The organism is Acetanaerobacterium sp. MSJ-12, assembly GCF_018917875.1.
Classification (GTDB): Bacteria; Bacillota; Clostridia; order Oscillospirales; family Ruminococcaceae; genus Bittarella; species Bittarella massiliensis.
On sequence record NZ_JAHLPK010000006.1, the window covers coordinates 95,202 to 118,151 of the forward strand.

At 67.2% G+C, this 22,950-nt stretch carries 18 protein-coding genes; 15 read left to right on the forward strand and 3 right to left on the reverse strand.

What is annotated here, in order from left to right; all coding sequences use genetic code 11:
• Window positions 1–246 precede the first annotated feature (246 nt).
• Complete coding sequence (locus tag KQI11_RS13515) at window positions 247–399, forward strand: DUF4180 domain-containing protein (RefSeq protein WP_353653948.1); 153 nt, start codon at window positions 247–249, stop codon at window positions 397–399.
• A 308-nt stretch (window positions 400–707) separates the two neighbouring features.
• On the opposite strand, the gene KQI11_RS08295 is transcribed toward KQI11_RS13515, so the two are convergent.
• The 3 genes from KQI11_RS08295 to nadE form a co-directional block, all read right to left on the reverse strand.
• The gene (locus KQI11_RS08295) at window positions 708–2,063 is read right to left on the reverse strand and encodes a PFL family protein (protein ID WP_216401791.1); all 1,356 of its coding nucleotides are present in this window, start codon (window positions 2,061–2,063) and stop codon (window positions 708–710) included.
• 12 nt (window positions 2,064–2,075) lie between these two features.
• Window positions 2,076–2,345 (reverse strand): ACT domain-containing protein, encoded by a 270-nt coding sequence (locus tag KQI11_RS08300; protein WP_021661517.1) that lies wholly within the window; start codon window positions 2,343–2,345, stop codon window positions 2,076–2,078.
• A gap of 71 nt (window positions 2,346–2,416) precedes the next feature.
• Entirely contained in the window at window positions 2,417–4,195 is a 1,779-nt protein-coding gene (gene nadE, locus KQI11_RS08305; protein WP_216401792.1) for an NAD(+) synthase, read from the reverse strand.
• 338 nt (window positions 4,196–4,533) lie between these two features.
• Here nadE and KQI11_RS08310 point away from each other — a divergent pair, with 338 nt between their 5' ends.
• The 14 genes from KQI11_RS08310 to trmFO all read left to right on the forward strand — a co-directional run bounded on the left by KQI11_RS08310 (window position 4,534) and on the right by trmFO (window position 22,945).
• Window positions 4,534–5,013, forward strand: coding sequence for an Lrp/AsnC family transcriptional regulator (locus tag KQI11_RS08310; protein WP_021661514.1), 480 nt, complete (start codon window positions 4,534–4,536; stop codon window positions 5,011–5,013).
• The gene (locus tag KQI11_RS08315) at window positions 5,010–6,188 is read left to right on the forward strand and encodes an aminotransferase class I/II-fold pyridoxal phosphate-dependent enzyme (protein ID WP_353653949.1); all 1,179 of its coding nucleotides are present in this window, start codon (window positions 5,010–5,012) and stop codon (window positions 6,186–6,188) included. Before KQI11_RS08310 ends, KQI11_RS08315 begins: the two co-directional genes overlap by 4 nt.
• Before the next feature lie 81 nt (window positions 6,189–6,269).
• A complete protein-coding gene (locus KQI11_RS08320) occupies window positions 6,270–7,409 on the forward strand; it encodes a DUF362 domain-containing protein (RefSeq protein ID WP_216401793.1) in 1,140 nt (379 codons plus the stop codon).
• 21 nt (window positions 7,410–7,430) lie between these two features.
• Complete coding sequence (ispE, locus tag KQI11_RS08325) at window positions 7,431–8,315, forward strand: 4-(cytidine 5'-diphospho)-2-C-methyl-D-erythritol kinase (protein WP_216401794.1); 885 nt, start codon at window positions 7,431–7,433, stop codon at window positions 8,313–8,315.
• 228 nt (window positions 8,316–8,543) lie between these two features.
• A complete protein-coding gene (gene spoIIR / locus KQI11_RS08330) occupies window positions 8,544–9,188 on the forward strand; it encodes a stage II sporulation protein R (RefSeq protein WP_216401795.1) in 645 nt (214 codons plus the stop codon).
• A gap of 177 nt (window positions 9,189–9,365) precedes the next feature.
• Window positions 9,366–12,659, forward strand: a complete 3,294-nt coding sequence (locus KQI11_RS08335) for a PD-(D/E)XK nuclease family protein (protein WP_216401796.1) — start codon at window positions 9,366–9,368, stop codon at window positions 12,657–12,659.
• 3 nt (window positions 12,660–12,662) lie between these two features.
• Entirely contained in the window at window positions 12,663–16,187 is a 3,525-nt protein-coding gene (locus KQI11_RS08340; RefSeq protein ID WP_216401797.1) for a UvrD-helicase domain-containing protein, read from the forward strand.
• 254 nt (window positions 16,188–16,441) lie between these two features.
• Window positions 16,442–16,945 carry a translation initiation factor IF-3 gene (gene infC, locus KQI11_RS08345; RefSeq protein WP_185914876.1) on the forward strand — a complete coding sequence of 168 codons (504 nt, stop codon included), beginning with the start codon at window positions 16,442–16,444 and terminating at the stop codon, window positions 16,943–16,945.
• Window positions 16,946–16,968: 23 nt separating this feature from the next.
• Window positions 16,969–17,166 (forward strand): 50S ribosomal protein L35, encoded by a 198-nt coding sequence (gene rpmI, locus KQI11_RS08350; RefSeq protein ID WP_021661506.1) that lies wholly within the window; start codon window positions 16,969–16,971, stop codon window positions 17,164–17,166.
• Window positions 17,167–17,210: 44 nt separating this feature from the next.
• Window positions 17,211–17,564 (forward strand): 50S ribosomal protein L20, encoded by a 354-nt coding sequence (rplT, locus tag KQI11_RS08355; protein WP_216401798.1) that lies wholly within the window; start codon window positions 17,211–17,213, stop codon window positions 17,562–17,564.
• A 90-nt stretch (window positions 17,565–17,654) separates the two neighbouring features.
• On the forward strand, window positions 17,655–18,443 hold the full coding sequence (locus tag KQI11_RS08360) for a TrmH family RNA methyltransferase (RefSeq protein ID WP_216401799.1): 789 nt from the start codon (window positions 17,655–17,657) through the stop codon (window positions 18,441–18,443).
• Entirely contained in the window at window positions 18,440–19,477 is a 1,038-nt protein-coding gene (locus KQI11_RS08365; RefSeq protein WP_216401800.1) for a DNA-processing protein DprA, read from the forward strand. The genes KQI11_RS08360 and KQI11_RS08365 overlap by 4 nt, the downstream gene beginning before the upstream one ends.
• A 58-nt stretch (window positions 19,478–19,535) precedes the next feature.
• Complete coding sequence (topA, locus tag KQI11_RS08370; RefSeq protein WP_216401801.1) at window positions 19,536–21,626, forward strand: type I DNA topoisomerase; 2,091 nt, start codon at window positions 19,536–19,538, stop codon at window positions 21,624–21,626.
• Window positions 21,623–22,945, forward strand: a complete 1,323-nt coding sequence (gene trmFO / locus KQI11_RS08375; protein ID WP_216401802.1) for a methylenetetrahydrofolate--tRNA-(uracil(54)-C(5))-methyltransferase (FADH(2)-oxidizing) TrmFO — start codon at window positions 21,623–21,625, stop codon at window positions 22,943–22,945. Before topA ends, trmFO begins: the two co-directional genes overlap by 4 nt.
• Window positions 22,946–22,950: the final 5 nt, after the last annotated feature.

A 22,950-nucleotide genomic window follows, 5' to 3' on the forward strand; every position in this document is an offset into this window, starting at 1 on the left:
GCCCCCTTGCGGGGCTGAGCCGGTGTGACGCCCCAACGGGGCCGATGCAAGCCGTCCATTTTACCGGTGGTTTCGATTGGCAAAATGCCCTCTTGCGGGCAGGGCGCTCACAGAGAGGAGAGAGATGAAAGGGGCGATATAGACTGTTGGCGGTGGGTCTATCGCCGTGCTGGAAGGGGCGCAGGGGGCCATCTGTGACCTGCCGTCCGCCCGGGACGTGATTGCGGCGACGGCAATTGGGGTGGGGTGTCACAGGCTCGCCATCGAAAAGGGAGCCCTCGCCGGATTTTTTTTGACCTCCGCACCGGATTGGCGGGCGAAGTGTTGAAGAAGTTTGTCCAGTACCGGGTGCAGGTGGCCATCTGGGGGATCATTCGGGGTATGCCGGAAAGGCCCTGAGGGACTTTATGCGCGAGAGCAACCGGGGGAGAGCGGCTTTTTTTGCCGACAGCGGGGAAGGGCCCCCTGTGCAAACTGGGGTAGCCCACCTCGGAGAGATAGAGCGGCCGTCTTTGCCGAAACAAAAAAGCCACCCGGATGGGTGGCTTTTTTGCGATTGGGAGGGGCCGAGCGGCCGCCGCCCTTTTTCGCTGGTTTTTCAGGCTCTGGAGCGCGGCCCCGCAAACGGGCTCCGTTTGCTTGGCGGCATCGGCCTTGCCAAAGCGCTGCGCTGGCATTTGCTCTGCAAACCGGCCGCTGCCCTTTCGCTAGTTTTTCAGGCTTTGGAGCGGGGCCGGGATGCGGCCGCCGCGGGCGATCATCTTGGCGGGGGAGGCGTAGTTGACCTTCATGATGGGGGCGCTGCCGAAGAGGCCGCCGAATTCCAGCTCTTCGCCCTCCTTTTTGCCGATGGCGGGGATGATCCGCACGGCGGTGGTCTTGGAGTTGACCATCCCGATGGCGGCTTCGTCGGCGATGATGGCGCTCAAGATGTCGGCGGAGGTGTCGCCGGGCACGGCGATCATGTCCAGCCCCACCGAGCAGACGGCGGTCATGGCCTCCAGCTTTTCCAGCAGCAGGCAGCCCGAGCGGGCGGCGTCGATCATCCCCGCGTCCTCCGACACCGGGATAAAGGCGCCCGAGAGGCCGCCCACGGCAGAGGAGGCCATGACCCCGCCCTTCTTCACCGCGTCGTTGAGCATGGCCAGGGCGGCGGTGGTGCCGTGGGCGCCGCACTGCTCCAGCCCGATTTCCTCCAGGATGTGGGCCACGCTGTCCCCCACCGCCGGGGTCGGGGCGAGGGAGAGGTCCACAATGCCGAAGGGCACCCCCAGGGCGCGGGAGGCCTCGGCCCCCACCAGCTGGCCCATGCGAGTGATTTTAAAGGCGGTCTTTTTGATCAGGTCGGCCACGTCGGTCAGGTCGCCCCCCTCCATCTTGGAGAGGGCGGCCCGCACCACGCCGGGGCCGGAGACCCCCACGTGGATGACGCAGTCGGGCTCGCCCACCCCGTGGAAGGCGCCGGCCATAAAGGGGTTGTCCTCCGGCGCGTTGCAGAAGACCACCAGTTTGGAGGGGCCCACGCAGTCGCGGTCAGCGGTGTTCTCGGCACTCTGGCGGATGATCTGGCCCATCAGCCGGACGGCGTCCATGTTGATGCCCGCCTTGGTGGAGCCGATGTTGACCGACGAGCAGAGCCGGTCGGTGACCCGCAGCGCCTCGGGAATGGACTCGATGAGCTCCAAATCGCCGGGGCCAAAGCCCTTTTGCACCAGGGCGCTGTACCCGCCGATGAAGTTGACCCCCACCGTCTCGGCGCAGCGCTGCAGGATGCAGGCGTACTTCACCGGGTCGCCGCCGCTGGCCCCCAGCAGCATGGCGATGGGGGTGACCGAGATGCGCTTGTTGATGATGGGGATGCCGTACTTGCCCTCGATCTCCTCCCCCACCTTGACCAGGTCACGGGCGCGGGTGGTGATTTTTTGGTAGATCTTTTCGCAGGAGCGGTCGATGTCGGAATCGGCGCAGTCCAGCAGGGAGATGCCCATGGTGATGGTGCGGATGTCCAGGCTCTCCTCCTGGATCATCTTGATGGTCTCGAGTATTTCGTTGGTGCTGATCATGAGCCGCCCTCCCTAAATGCGGTGCATCGAGTTGAAGATGTCCTCGTGCATCAGGTTGATTTGCAGGCCCCGCTCCTGGCCCAGGGTCTCCAGGCGGGCGCGCAGCTCGGAGAGCTCCAGGTTGCACTTGGAGATGTCCACCACCATGATCATGGCGAAGATGTCCCCCAGGATGGACTGGGTCACGTCCTGCACGTTGGCGTTGGCCTCGGCGCAGACGGTGCTGACGGCCGCCAGGATGCCCACGGTGTCCTTGCCGATAACAGAGATAACAGCTTTCATCTTTTCTTCCTCACTTTGCTTCTATTTTGAAAGGCCGCTCGCCGGGGCGGCGAACAGACGGGTGACGGGGGTCAGACCGAAATGGCCTCCACCGCCTCTAAAAAGGTTTTGGAGCCCATGTCGCCGGGCATGGCGAAGGCCCCGCCCGAGAGGGTGACGTCGGTGATGACGGCGCACTCGGGGGCGCAGACCCGCTTGAACTGCGAGGCGCAAAACCGCTTGTAGAAGAGGCCCAGCTTCTCCTTGATGTAGGCGCCGGTATAGCGCTCGCCAAAGGCCGCGCAGGCGTAGTAGAAGATCTTCTCCGGCGACAGGCCGTAGCGCAGATGGTGGTAGAGGATGAAGTCCAGCAGGTCGTACTCCCCCAAAATCTCCTCGGTCTTCTGGGCGATGTTGCCGAACTCGTCGGGGGGGAGCAGCTCCGGGCTGACCGGGGTGTCCAGGATGTCCTGAATGAAGGGGGCGGCCTTGGCAAAGCGCTCCTTCAGCCGCCGGCAGACGGCCCGCACCAGGGTTTTGGGCAGGCAGATGTTGACGTTGAAGTTGGCCAGGGCGTCGCCGCCAAAGGTGCAAAAGCCCAGCGCCGCCTCCGACAGGTCGCCGGTCCCTACCACCAGGGCCCCGGTCTCGTTGGCGATGTCCAGGCAAATTTGGGTGCGCTCCCTGGCCTGGGCGTTTTCAAAGGTGACGTTGTGGCTTTGGGGGTCGTGGCCGATGTCGGCAAAGTGCGCTTCCACCGCCGGACCGATGGGGATTTTGCACAGTTTTGCGCCCACCGCCTCGCAGAGCTTTTCGGCGTTTGACTTGGTGCGCTGCGAGGTGCCAAAGCCGGGCATGGTCACCGCGGTGACGGCCGAACGGGGCAGCCCCAACCGGTCGCAGGCCCCGGCGGCCACCAGCAGTGCCAGGGTGGAGTCCAGCCCGCCGGAGAGGGCCACCACCAGCCCCTTGATACCGGTGTTCTCCATCCGCACCGCCAGGCTTTTGACCTGCAGGGAGAACAGCTCGTCGAGCTGCTCGGGGCGGGTGATGAAGGGGTTTTGCCCCAGGGGGCGCAGCAGCTTTTTGCCGCCGGTGCGCACCGGCACCGAGAAGGCGGGCTCAGGCCGTGGGAAGGCGGGGAGGGTTTGCCCCCGCCGGTACCCGGCGATGATGTCCAGATCCACATCGCAGACGGCCGCGGGGGGCCCGCTCACCGCCTGGGCAAAGGCCAGCAGCCGGTCGCATTCGAAGACGGCGGTCTGGGCGGTGTAGAGCCGGGGGGCGGACGAGTCCCCCTCCCCCCCCTGGGAGAGGACACAGCAGACCCCCAGGGCGGCGCTGACCTCCTTGATTTGGCGCAGCACCCGGTCGCCGTAGCCCAGCCGGTCGGGCTCGCAGGCGCAGAGGAGGAGGAGGTCGGCCCCGCTCTCCGCGATCTCCCGCGCGTAGAGGGAGAGGTGCGCCGGGTCGCCGAAGAAGAGGGCGGCGGTGCCGCCGCCCACCGAGAAGGTGGGGAGGGGACGGCCCAGTTCGGTCTCGGCGGGGAGGTCCAGCAGTAGCTGTCCCTCCCGGTAGAGGTAGGCGCGCTCCCCGCCGGGGGCGGGGGCGGTGAAGAGGAACAGCCCCCCCAGCGCCGCCAGCTTGGCGCCGAGATAGGGGTGCAGCTCCCCGGCCGTCTTGGCGAACTGGCCGTTTTGGGCCAGGTCGCCAAGCGAGCCGCCGGTGAGGGTGTATTTGGGCAGCAGCACCAGGTCGGGGGCGCGATCCCCCAACTGCTGGGCCGCCTCGATCAGGGCCTCGGCGCTTTTGTGCATGTCCCCCAGGGAGATGCGGGAGGTGAGCGCCGCCACCCGTACAATGCTTTCCAAAAAAGAGACCTCCTTGCCAAAAAGAGATGGGGCCCCCGGCGCAGACAGCGCGCCCGCGGCGGGGGGAAAGGGGGGCCGTGCGCCGGCGCGCCGCCCCGCCAAAACAGGGGGGAGGGGCAGCCGGCTGCCGGGCCCGCCCCGGCGAATATCGCCATGCGGCCATTATAGCATATTTCCCCGCCCAAAAACACCGTGCAGGGGCAGAAAAATGCGCCCGGCAACGGGTTTTTGCCCGGCGCGCCCCCCTTGTGCGGAGGGGCAAAAGGGAGTATACTGTTTACTCAATCGGCCCCTTTTACCGGGGGGCGGAAAAAAAGACGTGAAGGAGTGAGTGACGGATGGACAAATTACTGAAGATCTTACGGCGCAACGGCATGATGGAGGTGGCGCAGCTGGCGCTGCTTTTGGACCAGAGCGAGGCGGAGGTGGAAGAGCGGCTTCGCCAGCTGGAAGAGGACGGGGTCATCAAGGGCTACCGGGCGGTCATCGATTTTGAGGAGACCGAGGAGAACCATGTGGAGGCCCTGGTGGACCTGAAGGTGACCCCCCGCAAGGACTGCGGCTTTGACTACGTGGCCGACAAGATCGCCCAGATGAAGGAAGTGGATTCCCTCTACCTGATGAGCGGCGGCTACGACCTGTCGGTCCACATTTCCGGCAAGACCTTTCAGGACATCGCCATGATGGTGGCCAAAAAACTCTCCACCATCGACGGGGTGACCGGCACCGCCACCCACTTTGTCCTCAAGAAATACAAGGAGGACGACATCCTCTTTTGCGGTGAAAAACGCGATGAAAGGGGACTCACCAACCTGTGATCGACTACAACAAAATCCTCTCCAACAAAATTTTGCAGGTGAAGCCCTCCGGCATCCGCAAGTTCTTCGACATCGCCGCCGAGATGGAGGGGGTCATCTCCCTCGGGGTGGGGGAGCCCGACTTCGACACCCCCTACTCAGTGCGCCAGGCCGGCATCAAGAGCCTGGAAGAGGGCAAGACCTGGTACACCGCCAACGCCGGCCTGGCCCCCCTGCGGGAGGGGATCGCCCGCTACCTGCAGCGCCGGTTCGACGGCCTCACCTACGACCCCAGCGACGAGATCCTGGTCACGGTGGGCGGCAGCGAAGCCATCGACATCGCCATTCGCACCCTGGTGGATCCGGGGGACGAGGTGATCATCCCCGAGCCCAGCTTTGTCTGCTACACCCCCATCGTCCAGCTGGCCGGCGGGGTGCCGGTGCCCATCCCCACCAGGGAGGAAAACGAGTTTCGCCTCACCGCCCAGGAGCTGAAGGACGCCCTCACCGAGCGCACCAAGCTGCTGGTGCTGCCCTTTCCCAACAACCCCACCGGCGCGGTGATGGAGCGGCGCCACCTGGAGGAGATCGCCCAGGTGCTGCGGGGGACCGACGTGATGGTCCTCTCCGACGAGATCTACGCCGAGCTGACCTATGGCGGGCTGAAACACACCCCCTTTGCCGCCATCGAGGGGATGTGGGAGCGCACCATCACCGTCAACGGCTTTTCCAAGGCCTTTGCCATGACCGGCTGGCGGCTGGGCTACGCCTGCTGCCCGGCCCCCATCCTCGCCCAGATGAAAAAGGCCCACCAGTTCGCCATCATGTGCGCCCCCACCGTCAGCCAGTACGCCGCGCTGGAGGCCATCAACAACTGCGACGACAGCATCGAGGAGATGAAAGAGGAGTACGACAGCCGCCGGCGCTACATCGTTGACGCCTTCAACAGGCTGGGGCTGCCCTGCTTCACCCCCAAGGGGGCCTTCTACGTCTTCCCCTGCATCCGCTCCACCGGGATGTCTTCCGCCCAGTTCTGCGAGGAGCTGCTCTACTCCAAGAAAATCGCGGTGGTGCCGGGGGACGCCTTCGGCGAGAGCGGGGAGGGCTTTATCCGGGTGAGCTACTCCTACTCCCTCTCCCACCTGAAAAAGGCGATCAAGCGCATCGGCGAATTTCTGGAAGAGCGGCAGGGGTGAGGACGCCCCGCCAAAAAACCAAACGGCACGGGCCGCGACCGAAGGGGCCGCGGCCCGTTTTGAGAAATGGGGGATCGGAAGATGTCTGCTGAACTGGTTTCGGTGATAAAGACCCCGCGCTACGGGCGGGAGGAGGCGGTGGCCGCCGTCCGCCGCCACTTTGCGGCCCTGGGGGTAAAGGAGCAGGTGGGCCCGGCCACCCGCGCCCTCGTCAAGCCCAATTTGCTGATGAAGCGGGCCCCCGAGGGGGCCACCACCACCCACCCCGACTTGGTCTACGCGGCGGTGGTCTGCCTGCAGGAGCTGGGGGTGCGGGAGATCGTCATTGCCGACAGCCCCGGCGGCCCCTACACCGAGAGCGCCCTGCGGGGCATCTACCGCGCCTGCGGGATGGAGGAGGTGGCCCGGGACACCGGCGCCCGCCTCAACTTCGATTTGGGGGAGGGGGAGCGGGAGAACCCCGCCGGGGTGAAGGCCAAGAAGTTCGCCGTCATCGCCCCCATCTGCCGGGCCGACTTCATCGTGGATGTCGCCAAGTGCAAGACCCACTGCATGACCACCCTCTCCGGCGGGGTGAAAAACCTCTTCGGCAGCATCCCCGGCTTGCAAAAGCCGCGGATGCACTACCGCTTCCCCGAGACCGAGGACTTCTCCCAGATGCTCCTGGACCTCTGCGGCGCGGTGCGGCCCGATCTGGTGCTGGTGGACGCGGTGGAGTGCATGGAGGGGGACGGCCCCTCCAGCGGGGTGAAAAAGCAGGTGGGGCTGACCCTCTGCGGCTGCAGCCCCTACGCCGTGGACGAGTGCCTCTGCCGGCTGATGGGCTTTTCCCCCGAGCAGGTGGCCACGGTGCGGCTGGCCCGGGAGCGGGGGCTCTTTGGCGGGGAGGTGGCGCTGACGGGGGACGAGGGCGCCCTGCAAAACCGCCATTTTCAGCGGCCCCGCTCCTCCACCGTGGACTTTATGGCCGGGGTGCCCGCCCTCCTGCGCCGCCCGGCCAGGTGGGTGATGCGCACCCTCTTCACCCCCCGGCCGCTCATCGACACCGCCGCCTGCGTGGGCTGCGGGAAGTGCGCCGAGAGCTGCCCGCCCCAGACCATTGTCCTGGAAGGGGGGAAGGCCCGCATCCAGAGGGAGCGCTGCATCCGCTGCTACTGCTGTCACGAGATGTGCCCGGTGGGGGCCATCCGCGTCTCCAAAAACATCCTCACCAAACACTAAAAGCGAGAGGAGGGCGCGCCCATGGACGGTTTGCACCTGCGGGCCAACGCCAAAATCAACCTGTCTCTGGACATCCTCGGCCGGCGTCCGGACGGCTACCACGAGATGGACATGGTGATGCAGACCATCACCCTCTGCGACGAGATCACCCTGCGCCGGACGCCGTCGGGCATCTCCCTCACCGGGGACGACCCGACCCTGCCCTGCGACGAGCGAAACATCGCCCACCGGGCCGCCCGCGCCTTTTTTGAGCGGACCGGCCTGACGGGCGGCTGCGCCATCCACATCCAAAAGCGGATCCCCGCCCAGGCGGGGCTGGGGGGCGGCAGCAGCGACGGCGCGGCGGTGCTGCGGGGGCTGAACGCCCTCTACGGCGCGGGGCTCACCACCCCCCAGCTCTGCGAGGTGGGGGCCGGGGTGGGGGCCGACATCCCCTTTCTGGTGCTGGGGGGCACCGCCCGGGTGGGGGGATTTGGCGAAAAGCTGACCCCCCTTCCCCCGCTGGGGGACTGCTTTCTCCTCCTCTCCAAGCCGGAGGAGGGGGTCTCCACCGGGGCGGCCTTTGCCGCCTTTGACGGAGCGGAAGATCCCCCCCGCCCCGACATCCAGCGGCTGTTGGCCGCCCTGGCGGCGGGGGACCTGCTCGCCCTGGGACAGGCCCTGAAAAACGCCATGCAGCTGCCGGGGGTGGTGCCGCCGGCGGTCTGGGAAATCGCCCGTCGGATGGAGGAAGGGGGGGCGCTGGGGGCCTGCATGAGCGGCAGCGGCTCGGCGGTCTTCGGCCTCTTTGACCGGGAGGGCCCCGCCCGCCGGGCCGAGGCGGCGCTGCGGGAAGTCTACCCCCAGACCGCCCTCTGCCGCCCCGCCCCCTTTGGGGTGACCGACCGCCGGGGACAGCCGGTCTAGGGACCGACGGGGGCCGGGCCGGGCGCGCGCCCTCAACGGTCCAGCGGCAGAAGGGCCCCCCGCACCGGCGAGGGGCAATGGCCGCCGATGGGGCGGGGAAGGCCCCCGGCCCCCTTCTCCATCTTCATCCCCTGCTCTGCCGGCGGCAAAATAAATTTGATTTTCCAGGTATAATTTGAAAAAGAGCGCTCCATACTCTCCCCAGACAAATCGGAAGGGGCGTTTTCAGTGAAGCGTTTTGCAAAAGTCCACAAGTGGGAGTGGGCCCTGGCTCTGGCCTCGGTCCTCTGCATCTTCTACGCGGCGGTGTCCGCAGAGGGGGAGTCGGTGGAGGCCATCCGCGAGAACACCGTGCGGCTGCACATCGTGGCCAACTCCGACTCGCCGGAGGACCAGGCGCTCAAGCTGCAGGTGCGCGACGCGGTGCTGGCCCGCTCCGACGAGCTCTTCGGCGATCTCGAGGACAAGGAAGAGGCCCTGGACGCCATCCGGGAGAAGCTGCCCGCCATCGAGGAGGCCGCCGAGGCGGCCCTGCGGGAAAACGGCTGTCAGGAGCCGGTGCGCGCCGGGGTGACAAACCTCTACTTTGACATCAAGCGCTACGGCGACCGGGCGATCCTCCCCGCAGGGGAGTATGACGCCCTGCAGCTGGTCATCGGCGAGGGGCAGGGCCACAACTGGTGGTGCGTCATGTTCCCGCCCCTCTGCGTCCCCACCGCCAGCGAGCAGACCCCCGACTCGGTCTACGGCGAGGCGGCGGGGGAGATCGACCCCGCCCAGGGGGTGGAGGTCAAGTTCAAGGTGGTGGAGTGGTTTGAGGGGGTGCAGCGCTTCTTCTCCGGCGAGAAGAGCGCCGAGCACTACACCCACTAGAGTGGGTCCAGGGCGGGCGGCCGCAGCGGAAAGATCTTCCGTCGCGGCCGCCCGCCTTTTTGCGCCCTGCGCGGGTTGCCCGGCGGGCCAAAACGTGTTATCCTGAAAGGCAAACGACACCCCCTCCCACCGCCCCTTTTGGGCGGCGGGAGGCCGGGCCGAAAGGGGGGACGAGAGATGCTGCAACTGGTGCTGGGCCGGGCCAAGACCGGCAAGAGCACCCTGCTGGAGAGCCGGGTCGCCCAGCAGGCCGCCCAGGGGCGGGAGGTGCTGTTCCTGGTGCCGGAACAGGCCTCCTACCAGACCGAGAGCCGCCTCTTTTCCGCCCTGCCCCACGGCGATTTCAGCCGGGTGCAGGTCCTCTCCATCACCCGGCTGTGCGAGACCATCTTCGCCCAAAACGGCGGCCTCTCCGTCCCCGATCTGACCGGGGTGGGGGCGGCCTCCCTCATGGCCTCGGCCTTTTACGAGACCAAAGACCAGCTGCGCCTCTACGGCGGCCAGCCGGTGACCGAGGGCTTTCTCTCGGCCCTCATCGCCGCCCGGGAGGAGTTTCAGAACATGGGCCTCTCGCCCCAGGCCATCGACGAGGCCGCCCAGGCCCTGGGGAGCCCCGCCCTGCAGGACAAGCTGGGCGATTTCTCCGCCGTCTTCGCCGCCTTTGACGCCCTTTTGGACCGCAGCTTCACCGACGAGCCGGGGAAGATCTACCGCGCCATCGACCGGCGGGGGGATTTCTTTTTGGGCAAGTCGGTCTTTGTCGACGCCTTCACCGGCTTCACCAAGCCCCAGCACGACCTGCTCGACTGCATCCTGCGGGAGGCGGAGGAGGTGACGGTGGCCCTCTGCTGCGACGACCCCTGGCAGGGGGACGGGCGGGAGCTCTCCCCCTTTTACGAGGCCCGCAAGACCGCCCGCCGCCTGGCCCGCAACTGCCGGGAGATGGGGGTGGCGGTGGCCGAGCCCGAGCGGCTGGACACCCCCCGCTTTGCCTCTGCCGACCTCTGCCAGATAGAGGCGGCCTTTGCCGGGCGCCGCCCCGCGCCGCTGGAGGAGGGGAAGGTGCGGGTCTTTGCCGCCCCCGACCGGTTTGCCGAGTGCGACTGGGCTGCGGCCGAGATCGACCGGCTCTGCCGCCAGGGCTACCGCTACCGGGAGATCGCCGTCCTCTGCCGCCGGGCCGACGACTGTGCCGTGGCCATCCGCCAGGCGTTCGACCGGCGGGAGATTCCCTATTTTATCGACGAGAACCAGCCGGTCTACGCCAAGCCCACCGTCAGCCTGGTGCTGGCCATCTTGCGGGCCCTCACCCGGGGGCTGGACGCGGACGGCCTCCTCCTCATCGCCCGGCAGGGGCTGGCCGACGCCGACGAGGAGACCCTCTGCGACCTGGAAAACTACCTCTACACCTGGAACCTCTCGGGCGCGGCCCTCAAGCGGCCCTTTGAAAAAAATCCCGACGGCTTCGGCGGCCCCCTCACCCCCGAAGGGGCCGAGACCCTGCGCCGGGTCGAGGCGCTGCGCCAGGCCGTCTGCGCCCCCCTGTTCGCCTTTGAAAAGAGCTGCCGCCGCAGCACCGGCGGGAAAATCGTCAAGGGCCTCTTTTCGCTGTTGGAGCGATACGGCGCGGCCCGGCTGGGGGAGCGGCAGGTGGCCCGGCTGGACGAGCTGGGGGAGAGCGCTTTGGCCGACGACTTTGTGGCCCAGTGGGACGCCCTGGTGGCGGTGCTGGACGAGCTCTATCTCACCCTGGGGGACCAGCCGCTGGACATCGACCGGTTTGCCGAGATCTTTCGCCTCTCCCTCAAGGCGGGGGATTTTGGCGCCATCCCCCGCAGCCTCGACCAGGTCATCGTGGGCTCGGCGGACAAGACCCGGCTGGAGGGCTGTCGGGTCTGCTTTGTGCTGGGGGCGACCTTTGGGGCCTTCCCTTTGCAGGAGGACCCGCCGGGGCTGCTGACCCAAAAGGAGAAAAACGCCCTGGCCGAGTGGGGCCTCGCCTACGCCGTGGACACCGGCGAGGCGGTGAGCCGGGAGCTGGGCTACTGCTACAATGCGGTCTGCGCCCCCAGCGAGCGGCTCTACATCGGCTACCACACTGCCTCGCTGAAGGGGGAGCAGTTTGAGCCCAGCGAGTTGGTGGAGACCGCCCTGAAGATCCCCGGCCTCAAGGTGGAGGCCGGAGAGCTTCCGGGGGAGGAGGCCGTCTCCAACCGGGAGACCGCCTTTGCCGCCCTCTGCGCCGGGGAGGACCCGGCCCTGGCGGCCGCCCTGGCCCAGGCCCTGGGCGAGCCGGAGCGCCGCCGGTTGGAGCGGGTGCGCCGCAGCGGCGAGGGGTACCGCTTCACCCTCGGGAGGGAGGCCAGCTACCTCCTCTTCGGGCCCAAGCTGAACCTCTCCCCCACCGGGCTGGAACAGTTTGAAAACTGCCCCTTCTCCTTCTACCTCAAGCGGGGGCTGGGGCTCGCCCCACCCCCCAAGGGGGAGGTCTCCCCCCTGGAGACGGGCAGCTTTATCCACTACCTGCTGGAACAGGCCCTCAAGACCTACGGGCGGGCGTTCCCCGCCGTCCCCAGAGAGGAGCTGGACGGCTTTGTGGACACCGCCGCCGCCCGCTACGGGAAGGAGCAGTTGGGGGAGGAAAACCTCACCAAGCGCCAGCAGTACCTGCTGCAAAAGGTGCGGGAGAACACCAAGCTGCTGCTGACCCACCTGCAGAGGGAGTTGGCCCAGAGCCGGTTTTTCCCCGCCGCCTTCGAGCTGCCGGTGGGGGAGGGGAAGGACGCCCCGCCCCTGCGGGTGCAGGCCGCTGACGGCACCGAGGTGGCGGTGCAGGGGTATGTGGACCGGGTGGACACCTGCGAGATCGACGGCCAGCCCTACCTGCGGGTGGTGGACTACAAGTCGGGGGGGAAGGCCTTCTCCCTGAGCGATGTGTACAGCGGGCTGAACATGCAGATGCTCATCTACCTCTTCTCCCTCTGCCAGGGGGAGGGGCCCTTTGCCGGCAGCCTGCCCGCCGGGGTCCTCTACATGCCCGCCGCCGTCACCTATTCCGACGTGGAGGGGGAGCCGGATGAGGGCTCCGCCGCCCTCTTTTCAAAGGGGCTGACCCAGAGCGGGCTGGTGCTGCGGGACCTGGAGGTCGTCCGCGCCATGGAGCCGGGGGTGGCGGGGGACTTCATCCCCGTCAAGCAGAACAAGGACGGCACCTTCAGCAAGTACAGCCGCCTGGCGACGCTGGAGCAGATGGGCCAGATCGAGGGGCACATCCGCCGCACCATGGCCGGGCTGGTGGACGCGCTGCGCCAGGGGGAGATCGGCGCCGTACCCCTGCAAAAGGACCAATTCCTCCCCTGCACCTACTGCGACTACCGCCGGGTCTGCCTCATCGAGGAGAAGGACGAGCGGCGGGAGTGCCCCAAGCTGAAGGGGGACGCCGAATTTTACCAGAGGACAAAGGGGGAGTGACAGATGGCTGAAAAGCCCCGCTTTACCAGGTGGCAGCAGGCCGCGGTGGACGACCGGGGCGGCACCCTGCTCGTCAGCGCCGCCGCCGGCTCGGGCAAGACCTCGGTCCTCACCAGCCGGGTAGTCTCCCTCCTGGCCGACGAGACGGCCCCCGTCAGCCCGGAGGAACTGCTCATCGTCACCTTCACCAACGCCGCCGCCGCCGAGATGAAGCAGCGCATCTACACCGGCCTGGCCGCCGAGATCGCCGCCCGGCCGGGCAGCGCCTTTCTGCGCCGCCAGCAGGCCCTGGTCTCCCGCGCCGACATCTGCACCATCGACTCCTTTTGCATCAAGCTGGTGCGGGAGCACTTCTCGGCCCTGGGCATCCGCCGGGACTTCTCCATTGTGGAGGGGGCCCAGGCGGGGCTGCTCAAGCAGCGGGCCCTGGGCGAGACCCTGCAGGAGCTCTACGAGGAGGCGGAACCCGCCTTTTTGCAGATGGCCGAACTGGTCAACGCCGAGCGCAGCGACCGGCGGCTGGAGGACATCCTCTTAAAGCTGCACGACTTTCTCCAGTCCCTGCCCTACCCCCAAAACTGGCTCGACAGCGCCCTGGCCCTCTACGACGGGGACCAGCCGGCGGGGGAGAGCGTCTGGGGCAGGGCCCTCCTCGCGGGCGCGGCGGAGATGCTCTCCTTCTCCCTCGCCCAACTGGAGAAGATGGGCGACCTCGCCGCCGGGGACGGAAAGCTGTCCGCGGCCCTGGCTCCGGTGCTCGAGAGCGACCGAACCCTGGTGCAAGGCGCCCTGGCCGCGGCCCTGGCCGGGGACCTGGGCGGCCTGGAGGAGCGGCTGCGGGCGGGCGGCTTTGCCCGTTTCCCCACGGTGCGGGGCTATGCCGACGACCCGCTCAAGGTGCGCGTCAAAGAGCTGCGTGACGAGGTGCGGGCCGACTGGGCCGAGTGGCGGGACAAGCGCCTCTGCCGCACCCCCGCCCAGCACCGGGAGGACGTGGACGCCCTGCGCCCCCTGGTGGCCGCCCTCTACGGGGCGGTGAGCCGCTTTGGCCGCAAGTTGGAGGAGCGCAAGCGAGCCGAAAACCAGTTTGAGTTCTCCGACTTGGAGCAGTACGCCCTGCGGCTGTGCACCACCACCGACGGGGTGCAGATCCTCCCCAGCGAGCTGGCGGGGGAACTGTCGAGCACCATCTCCTTTATCATGGTGGACGAGTACCAGGACACCAACGGGGTGCAGGACGCCCTCTTTCAGTCCCTGTCCAAAAATGGGGAGAACCTCTTTTTGGTGGGGGACGTCAAGCAGAGCATCTACCGCTTCCGCCAGGCCAAACCGGAGATCTTCATCGCCAAGAAGGAGCAGTTTCACCCCTACGACGGCAGCGCCTACCCGGCCCTCATCACCCTGGGCCAAAACTTCCGCAGCGCCAAGGGGGTCACCGACTTTGTCAACTTCCTCTTCTCCCGGGTCATGAGCCGGGAGGTGGGGGAGATCCCCTACGGCGAGGGGGAGGAGCTGGTCTACTCCGGCGGGTACGACGGCGCGGCGGTGGACGACGCGCCCGAAATCTACCTGGTGGACGGCAGCCCCGAACAGCCGGGGGAGGGGGAGGAGCCGCCCCCGCCCGACCGCCGGACCCTGGACGAGCGGGAGGCCGACTTTGTCGCCCAGAAGATCCGCTCCATGGTGGAGGGCGGGTTCCTGGTCAAGGACGGCCCGGTCACCCGCCCCGCCCGCTACGGCGACTTTGCCGTGCTGCTGCGCTCGGCCAACACCCTGGCTCCCCTCTATCTCGAGCGGTTGGAGCTGGCGGGGATCCCGGCCGGCGGCAGCGGCAGCCAGGGCTTTCTCGGCCGCAAGGAGATCGGGATGCTCACCGACTTGCTCAAGTGCATCGACAACCCCAAAGACGACGTGGCCCTGGCCGGGGCCATGCTCTCCCCCCTCTACGGCTTCACCCCCGACGAGCTGGCCGAAATCCACGCCGGCGCGCCCAAGGGGGCGGGGAAGAGCCTTTACGCCCGGCTGCTGGGGGCGGCGCGCACCCCCAAGCTGGACGGGTTTTTAAAGGACCTGCGCTACTTCCGCGAGCTGGCGGCCGTCCTCCCCGCGCGGGAGCTGCTGGGGCGCATCTACCTGGCCACCGACGTGGAGAACCTGGTCAGTGGGCTGGCAAACCCCGCCCCCCGGCGGGAAAACCTCCGCCTCTTTCTCACCTATGCCCAGGAGTTTTCCCAGTCCGGCTCGGCGCGGGAGTTCCTGCGCTATCTGGAGCGGGTGGCCGAGGGGGGGGACGACCTGCCCGGCGCCCAGTCCGGCGGCGGGGGCAACGGGGTGCAGGTGATGAGCATCCACCGCTCCAAGGGGCTGGAGTTCCCCGTCTGCTTTGTCTCCCGGCTGGGGGGCGGCTACAACCTGAAAGACGCCCGGGCCCGGGCCCAGGTCTCCCCGGCCATGGGCTTTACCTGCTACCGGCGGCGGGAACACTTTCTGCAGCACTCCACCCTGATGCACGAGGCGGCCAAGTGGGAGGCGGTGCAGCAGTCGTTGAGCGAGGAGATGCGGGTGCTCTACGTGGCCCTGACGAGGGCCAAGCAGAAGCTGATCCTCACCGCCGCCCAGAAGGACCCCCAGAGCTATGCCCGCGCCTGCTGGGCCCGGGGCACCAGCCCCTACGCCGTCCGCCGCAGCGGCTGCTTTGCCGACTTTGTGCTGGCGGCCCTGGCCCAGCACCCGGGGGCAGATGGCCTCTTTCGGGGGGCGGGGGTCCTCCTCCCGGCGGGGGAAGCGCCCTTCCCCCTGGTGACGGCGGTGGTCCGCCCCGCCCTGCCCGCCCCGCGGGAGACCGCGCGGGAAGAGGTGCCGGCCGACCCCGCCCAGGTGGCCCGGCTACGGGAGAAGCTCGCCTACCAGTACCCCTACCGGGCCCTGACCGCCCTGCCGGCCAAGGCCTCGGTCTCCCAGCTGGCCAAGGGGCGCAAGAGCTGGCTCAACACCCGCCCGGTCTTTACCTACCAGGGGGGGCTCACCCCCACCGAGCGGGGCAACGCCCACCACAAGTTCATGCAGTACTGCGACTACCGGGCCGCCGCGGTCGACCCCGAGGGGGAGATCGCCCGCCTGAGGGGGGAGCAGTACCTCACCGGCCCTGAGGCCGACTGCATCGACCCCGCCGTCCTGCGCAGCTTTTTTGCGGGGCCGGTGGGCCGGCGCATCGCCCGGGCCGACCGCCTCTACCGGGAGCTGCGGTTTTTCACCCGGATGGACGCGGGGGAGTTGGACGGCGAGGCCGCCGGCTTTGGGGAGACGGTGCTGGTGCAGGGGGTGGCCGACTGCGTCCTCGAAGAGGGGGGCGAGCTGACCATCATCGACTACAAGACCGACCGGGTGAAGGACCTGGCGGCCCTGGGCGAGCGCTACGCCGTGCAGCTGCAAGTCTACACCAAGGGCATCGGCGACCTGCTGGAAAAGCCGGTGCGCCACAAGATCCTCTACTCCTTCTACCTGCAAAAGGCGCTGGAGCTGGAGTAGGGGAAGGCCGCCGCCCGCCGCAAAAAAACAGTTGACAGGGCGGGGTGGGGCTGCTATACTAGTTTAGACAACAAAGTAGAACAACATCTGCCGTTCTCACCCACCGGCCTTCTGTGGCGGTGCGGTCAATCAGAAAAGGGGCGTCTCCCCACAGGGGCGGCGCGCGTTTGGGCGATTGGTCAAGTGCGGCAACGGTGTTGTCGCACTTTTGTAATTTCAGGGCTTATGGAGGTGTATGGGCAATTAAGAAAGACATGCTCATCAATGAGAGTATTCGAGAAAAAGAGGTTCGGGCGATCGATTCCGACGGCAGCCAGCTGGGCGTTCTCCCCACCCGTCAGGTGTTGGAGATGGCGTACAGCCGCGATCTGGACTTGGTCATGATCTCCCCGACGGCACAGCCGCCGGTCTGCAAGATCATGGACTACGGCAAGTACCGCTTTGAACAGTCCAAGCGGGACAAAGAGGCCAAAAAGAAGCAGAAAATCGTCGAAATCAAAGAAGTTCGCATGTCTTTGAACATCGATACCCACGATCTGGAGACCAAGATCGGCCAGGCGAACAAGTTTTTGGGCCAGGGCAACAAGGTCAAAGTGTCCATCCGTTTCCGGGGGCGCGAGATGGCCCACAAAAACCTGGGCGTCGAACTGATGAACCGCTTTATTGAGCTCATCGGCGACGAGGCCGTGGTCGACAAACCGTCCAAGATGGAAGGGCGCAGCATGGTCGCCTTTCTGTCCCCCAAGCCCGTGAAGTAACATTTTAAGGAGGAGCATATAAGATGCCGAAGCTGAAGACGCACACCGGTGCCAAAAAACGCTTTAAGCTGACCAAAAACGGAAAGGTGAAGCGGGGTCACGCCTACAAGTCCCACATCCTGACCAAGAAGGACACCAAGAGAAAACGCGGCCTGCGCAAAGCGGCTTACGCCGACAAGACCAACGTAGAGGCCATCAAGAAACTGCTGCCCTACGCCTAAATAGAGGCCGGAATTTTTGAAGGAAACCTAGGAGGTATAAGGATATGGCTCGTATTAAGAGAGCGACCATGACGCACAAGAGAAGAAAAAAGGTTCTGAAGCTGGCCAAGGGCTACTACGGCGCCAAGAGCAAGCTGTTTAAAACCGCCAAACAGGCCGTGATGAAGTCCGGCCAGTACGCCTACATCGGCCGCAAGCAGAAAAAGCGCGACTTCCGCAGGCTGTGGATCACCCGCATCTCCGCCGGCTGCAAGGCAAACGGCATGAACTACTCCACCTTTATCAACGGCCTGAAAAAGGCCGGCATCTCCCTCAACCGCAAAATGCTGTCGGAGATCGCCATCCATGACGCCACCGCCTTCACCGCCCTGTGCGAAAAGGCCAAGGCCGCTCTGTAAAGGGGCGTAATATGCGCATCTGCCGCCCGGTCAAGCCATTTGACCGGGCGGTTTTCGTACCGCCGCGGGCGGCAAAAGGAGGGAACTGCTGTGTCAGAACACATCACCAGCCGGGACAATCCCCGCGTCAAGGCGATCTGCCGCCTGCGCTCGTCGGCCAAGGCCCGGCGGGAGGCGGGCCTCTTTCTCTGTGAGGGGGCCCGTCTCTGCGCCGAGGCCGCCGCCTCCGGCGCGGTGGAGAGCGCCTTTTTCACCGAAGAGGCCTGCACCCGCTGGCCCGACGTGGTCGCCGCCCTCGAGGGGGCGGCCCGGTCGACCTTCTGCGTCAGCGACGGGGTGATGGCCAAAATCAGCGGGGTCGAGAGCCCTCAGGGGGTGCTCGCCGCCTGCCGGGCGGGGCTGGTCCGCCGCCGGCTGGGCCCCATCGACCCCGGCGGCCACTACCTCCTCTTGGACGGAGTGGCCGACCCGGGCAACCTGGGCACCATCGTCCGCAGCGGCTGCGCCTTCTCGGTCACCGGCATCATCGCCGGGGAGGGCGGGGCCGACTTTCTGGGCGACAAGGTGGTGCGGGGGGCCATGGGCGCCATCTTCAAGGTGCTGCTGACGGTGGTCCCCGACCTGGCCGAGGCGGTGGGGGAACTGCAGGCCGCCGGGCTCCCCGTCTACGGCTCCGCCCTCCACCGGGAGAGCGTGCCGGTGGGGCAGATCGACTGGAAGTCCCCCTGCGCCCTGGTGGTGGGCAACGAGGGGGCGGGCATCTCCCCCCAGGTGGCCCAGCGGTGCGACAAACTGGTGGAGATCCCCATGGCGCCCGGCTGCGAATCCCTCAACGCCGGGGTGGCCGCCTCCCTCTTCCTGTGGGAGATGGCCCGTTGAATCCGGCCCTCTGGCTCTACCGGGGGCTGGGCCCGGCCAACCCCCGGCTAAAGGCGGCGCTGGCGCACTTTGGCTCCCCCGAAGCCGTCTGGCAGCGGGGGCGGGAAGACGGCTTTTTCACCGCGCGGGAGCGGGCGCGCCTCTTCTCCCGCGACCCGGCGGACGAGCCGCCCTTTTCCCGCCGGGCCCTCTGCTGGGGCGGGGAGGACTACCCCGCCCGGCTGTCGGCGCTGCCCGACCCGCCGGGCTTTCTCCTCTGCGAGGGGGACCCGTCGGCCCTTGCGGGCCCGGCGGTGACGGTGGCCGGGTCCCGCACTCCCGACGCCTACGGCGCCGACTGCGCCCGCGCCTTTGGCAGGGCCCTGGCCCAGGGGGGCGCGGCGGTGGTGGCCGGGGTGGCCTACGGGGTGGACCAGGCCGCGCTGGAGGGGGCCCTCTCCGCCGGGGGAAGGGCGGTGGCCGTCCTCCCGGCGGGGTTTGGCCACCTGACCCCCGCCGGCTGCCGGGACCTCTGTGAACGGATCGCCCGCGCCGGGGGCGCGGTGGTGAGCGAACACCCCGACGACTGCCCGGTCACCCGCCAGGCCTACCACCAGAGGGCCCGGCTCCTGGCGGCGCTGGGGGACCGACTCTTTGTCCCCCAGTGCGCCCAGAAGAGCGGCGCCCACCTGGCGGCCGCCGCTGCCCGGGCCCTGCAAAAACCGGTCTACGCCCTGCCGGGGGATATTCGCACCCCCTTTGCCGCCGGTTTTTGGCGGCTGCTGCAGGAAGGGGGGCAGGTCTGTGTATATCCCCACCAGTTGCTGGACCATCCTCAAGGAGAGCCGGCCGCTCCGCCGCCCCCGCCGAGAGAGGTGCCGGCCGGTCCGGCCGGGGCGATCCTCGCCCTGCTGCACTCGGGCCCCGCCCCCCTCGAGGGGATCTTGGCCGGGGTGCAGGCCCCGCCCCCGGTGGTGCTGGCGGCGCTTTCAAAGCTGGAACTGGCCGGGCAGATTGCCCGGGGGGTGGACGGGCGCTATCGGAGGGTGCTATAATGAAGTATTCGCGGCGAGGGCCGTGCAAAACCCACTCGAAAAACGAGGAGTGAATGGATTGTCGAAACTGGTTATAGTGGAATCGCCTGCCAAGGCAAAGACCATTAAAAAATATTTGGGCCGGGGCTACAGTGTCGTGGCCTCCATGGGCCATGTGCGCGACCTGCCCAAAACCAAAATGGGGGTGGACTTCGAGCACGACTTTGCCCCCCAATACATCAACATCAAGGGCAAGGGCAAGCTGATCAACGAGCTGAAGGCCGCCGCCAAAAAGAGCGACAAGGTCTACCTGGCCAGCGACCCCGACCGGGAGGGGGAGGCCATCTCCTGGCACCTGGCGCAGATTTTGAGCCTGGATGTGAGCGAACCCAACCGGGTCTCCTTCAACGAGATCACCAAGACCGGCATCCAAAACGGGATGAAGGCCCCCCGCACCATCGACATGGACCTCTTCAACGCCCAGCAGGCCCGGCGCATCCTCGACCGCATCGTCGGCTACAAGCTGAGCCCCTTTCTCTGGCGCAAGGTCCGCAAGGGCCTCTCTGCCGGCCGTGTCCAGTCGGTGGCGGTGCGGCTGATCGTCGACCGGGAAAAGGAGATCCGCGCCTTTGTCCCCACCGAGTACTGGAGCGTGGAGGCCCGCCACCGGGTCGAGGGCTCCCAGGCCGCCTTCTCCTCCAAATTGGTGGGCAAGGGCGGCAAGAAGATCGAGATCCCCGACGAGGCGGCCGCCCAGGCCATCTACCAGGACATTGTCGGCAGGGAATTCGTCATCGACTCCATCAAAAAGGGCAGCCGCAAGCGCAATCCCTCGCCCCCCTTCACTACCTCCACCATGCAGCAGGAGGCCTCGCGCAAACTGGGCTTTCAGTCCCGGCGCACCATGCAGGCCGCCCAGCAGCTCTACGAGGGCATTGAGATCGAGGGGATGGGGGCCGTCGGCCTCATCACCTATATGAGGACCGACTCCCTGCGCATCTCCAAGGACGCCCAGGACGAGGCCACCGCCTTCATTGAAAAGCAGTACGGGAAGGACTACCTCCCCGAAAAGCCCCGGGCCTACTCGGCCCGCAAGGGGGCCAACACCCAGGACGCCCACGAGGCCATCCGCCCCACCATGCCCTCCCTGACCCCCATGCAGATCAAGGACTCCCTGAGCCCCGACCAGTACCGGCTCTACAGCCTCATCTGGAAGCGGTTCATCGCCAGCCAGATGGCCTCCTCCCTGCTGGACACGGTGACGGTCAACCTGCTGGTGGGGGGGTACAACTTCCGCGCCTCCGGCTTCACCGTCCGCTTCGACGGCTTCACCAAGGTCTACATCGAGGGGAAGGACACCGCCGAGGACGACGAGAAGTCCCTCCCCCCCATCCGCAAGGACTCGAAGATCCTCACCGACAAGATCGATTTGGGCCAGCACTTCACCGAGCCGCCCCCCCGCTACACCGAGGCCACCCTCATCAAGGCGATGGAGGAAAACGGCATCGGCCGCCCCAGCACCTACGCCCCCACCATCACCACCATTTTGGGCCGGGGCTATGTGGAGCGCCAGCAGAAGATGCTGGTCCCCACCAGCCTGGGGGAGGTGACCACCCAGCTGCTGGAAGAGCACTTTCAAAACATCGTCGACGTGAAGTTCACCGCGGGGATGGAGAGCAGCCTCGACGAGATCGAGGAGGGGAAGGCCGACTGGGTCAAGGTCCTGCACGCCTTTTACGGCGAGTTTGAGGAGACGCTGGACAAGGCGGAGAAGGCCATGGAGGGCACCCGCCTCAAGGTGCCCGACGAGGAGACCGACATCGTCTGCGAACTCTGCGGGCGCAAGATGGTCATCAAGACCGGCCGCTACGGCAAGTTTTTGGCCTGCCCCGGCTTCCCCGAGTGCAAAAACACCAAGGCCATCACCGTGGAGACCGGCGGGCTCTGCCCCCTCTGCGGCGGCAAGATGTTGGAGAAGAAGTCCAAGCGGGGGCGGAAGTTCTACGGCTGCGAGCACAACCCCAGCTGCTCCTTTATGACCTGGGACCTGCCCATCCCCGAGACCTGCCCCAAGTGCGGCGCCACCCTCTTTAAAAAGACCGGGCGGGACGCCAAGATCTACTGCGCCAAAGAGGGCTGTGGCTACGAGCGGGAGGACCGGGCAGAATGATCCGGGTCATCGGCGCCGGTCTGGCCGGCTGTGAGGCGGCCCTGCAGATCGCAGACGGGGGGGAGCGGGTGCTCCTCTGCGAGATGAAGCCGCAAAAATACACCCCCGCCCACCAGTACCCCGGCTTTGCCGAGCTCATCTGCTCCAACTCCCTGAAGGCCGAGCGGGTGGAGAGCGCCGCCGGGCTGCTCAAGGCCGAGATGCGGCTGCTGGGCTCGGTGGTCTGCCGGGCCGCCGACGAGACCCGGGTCCCCGCCGGGGGCGCCCTGGCGGTGGACCGGGTGCGGTTTTCCGATTTGATCACCGAGGCGGTGCGCCGCCACCCCAACATCGAGGTCGTGGAGGGGGAGGTCACCGCCATCGACCCGGACGAGTGGACCGTGGTCGCCTCGGGCCCCCTCACCTCCGACGCCCTGTCGGCGGCCATCGCCGATTTGATTGGGGAGGACTATCTCAGCTTTTACGACGCGGCGGCCCCCATCGTCACCGCCCAGTCCCTTGACCGGGACCGGGTCTTTGCCGCCGCCCGCTACGGCAGGGGGGATGCCGACTACCTCAACTGCCCCATGAACAAGGAGGAGTACGACGCCTTCATCGACGCCCTGGTGTCCGCCGAGCGGGCCCCCCTGCACGACTTTGAACAGGTGGGGGTCTACGAGGGCTGTATGCCGGTGGAGGTGATGGCCGCCCGCGGCCACGACACCCTGCGCTTTGGGCCGCTGCGGCCGGTGGGGCTGCGGGATCCGGCCACCGGGCACCGTCCCTGGGCGGTGGTGCAGCTGCGAAAAGAGGACGTGCAGGGCAGCCTCTACAACCTGGTGGGCTTTCAGACCAACCTCAAGTTCCCCGAGCAAAAGCGGGTGTTCTCGCTGATCCCCGGGCTGGAAAAGGCCGAGTTCATGCGCTATGGGGTGATGCACCGCAACACCTTCCTCAACTCCCCCAAACTGCTGTGCCCCACCCTCTGCCTGCGGCGCCACCCCAAGGTCTTTTTTGCCGGGCAGATCACCGGCACCGAGGGCTATATCGAGAGCGCGGCCGGCGGCATCCTGGCGGGGAAAAACGCCCTTCGCGCCGCCCGGGGCCGGCCCCTGCTGGAACTGCCCCGCGACACCATGCTGGGGGCGCTGACCCACTATGTCAGCGACGGGGGGAACGCAGACTTTCAGCCCATGGGGGCCAACATGGGGGTGCTGCCCCCGCTGGAAAATCGCGTCCGCGGCAAGCAGGAGCGCTACGGCGCCCTGGCGGCCCGCGCCCTTTGCAGCCTGCGCGGCTATCTGCGGGCGGCGGGCGAGGCCGAGGCCACACAGAGCTAGAGACG

Bases quoted from the DNA above. Each gene is read 5' to 3' on its own strand.
- rpmI (WP_021661506.1), top strand. From the start codon at position 16,969: ATGCCGAAGCTGAAGACGCACACCGGTGCCAAAAAACGCTTTAAGCTG.
- ispE (WP_216401794.1), top strand. From the start codon at position 7,431: ATGGACGGTTTGCACCTGCGGGCCAACGCCAAAATCAACCTGTCTCTG.
- KQI11_RS08300 (WP_021661517.1), bottom strand. From the start codon at position 2,345: ATGAAAGCTGTTATCTCTGTTATCGGCAAGGACACCGTGGGCATCCTG.
- KQI11_RS08320 (WP_216401793.1), top strand. From the start codon at position 6,270: ATGTCTGCTGAACTGGTTTCGGTGATAAAGACCCCGCGCTACGGGCGG.
- trmFO (WP_216401802.1), top strand. From the start codon at position 21,623: ATGATCCGGGTCATCGGCGCCGGTCTGGCCGGCTGTGAGGCGGCCCTG.
- KQI11_RS08295 (WP_216401791.1), bottom strand. From the start codon at position 2,063: ATGATCAGCACCAACGAAATACTCGAGACCATCAAGATGATCCAGGAG.
- rplT (WP_216401798.1), top strand. From the start codon at position 17,211: ATGGCTCGTATTAAGAGAGCGACCATGACGCACAAGAGAAGAAAAAAG.
- KQI11_RS08310 (WP_021661514.1), top strand. From the start codon at position 4,534: ATGGACAAATTACTGAAGATCTTACGGCGCAACGGCATGATGGAGGTG.
- KQI11_RS08340 (WP_216401797.1), top strand. From the start codon at position 12,663: ATGGCTGAAAAGCCCCGCTTTACCAGGTGGCAGCAGGCCGCGGTGGAC.
- infC (WP_185914876.1), top strand. From the start codon at position 16,442: ATGCTCATCAATGAGAGTATTCGAGAAAAAGAGGTTCGGGCGATCGAT.
- KQI11_RS08335 (WP_216401796.1), top strand. From the start codon at position 9,366: ATGCTGCAACTGGTGCTGGGCCGGGCCAAGACCGGCAAGAGCACCCTG.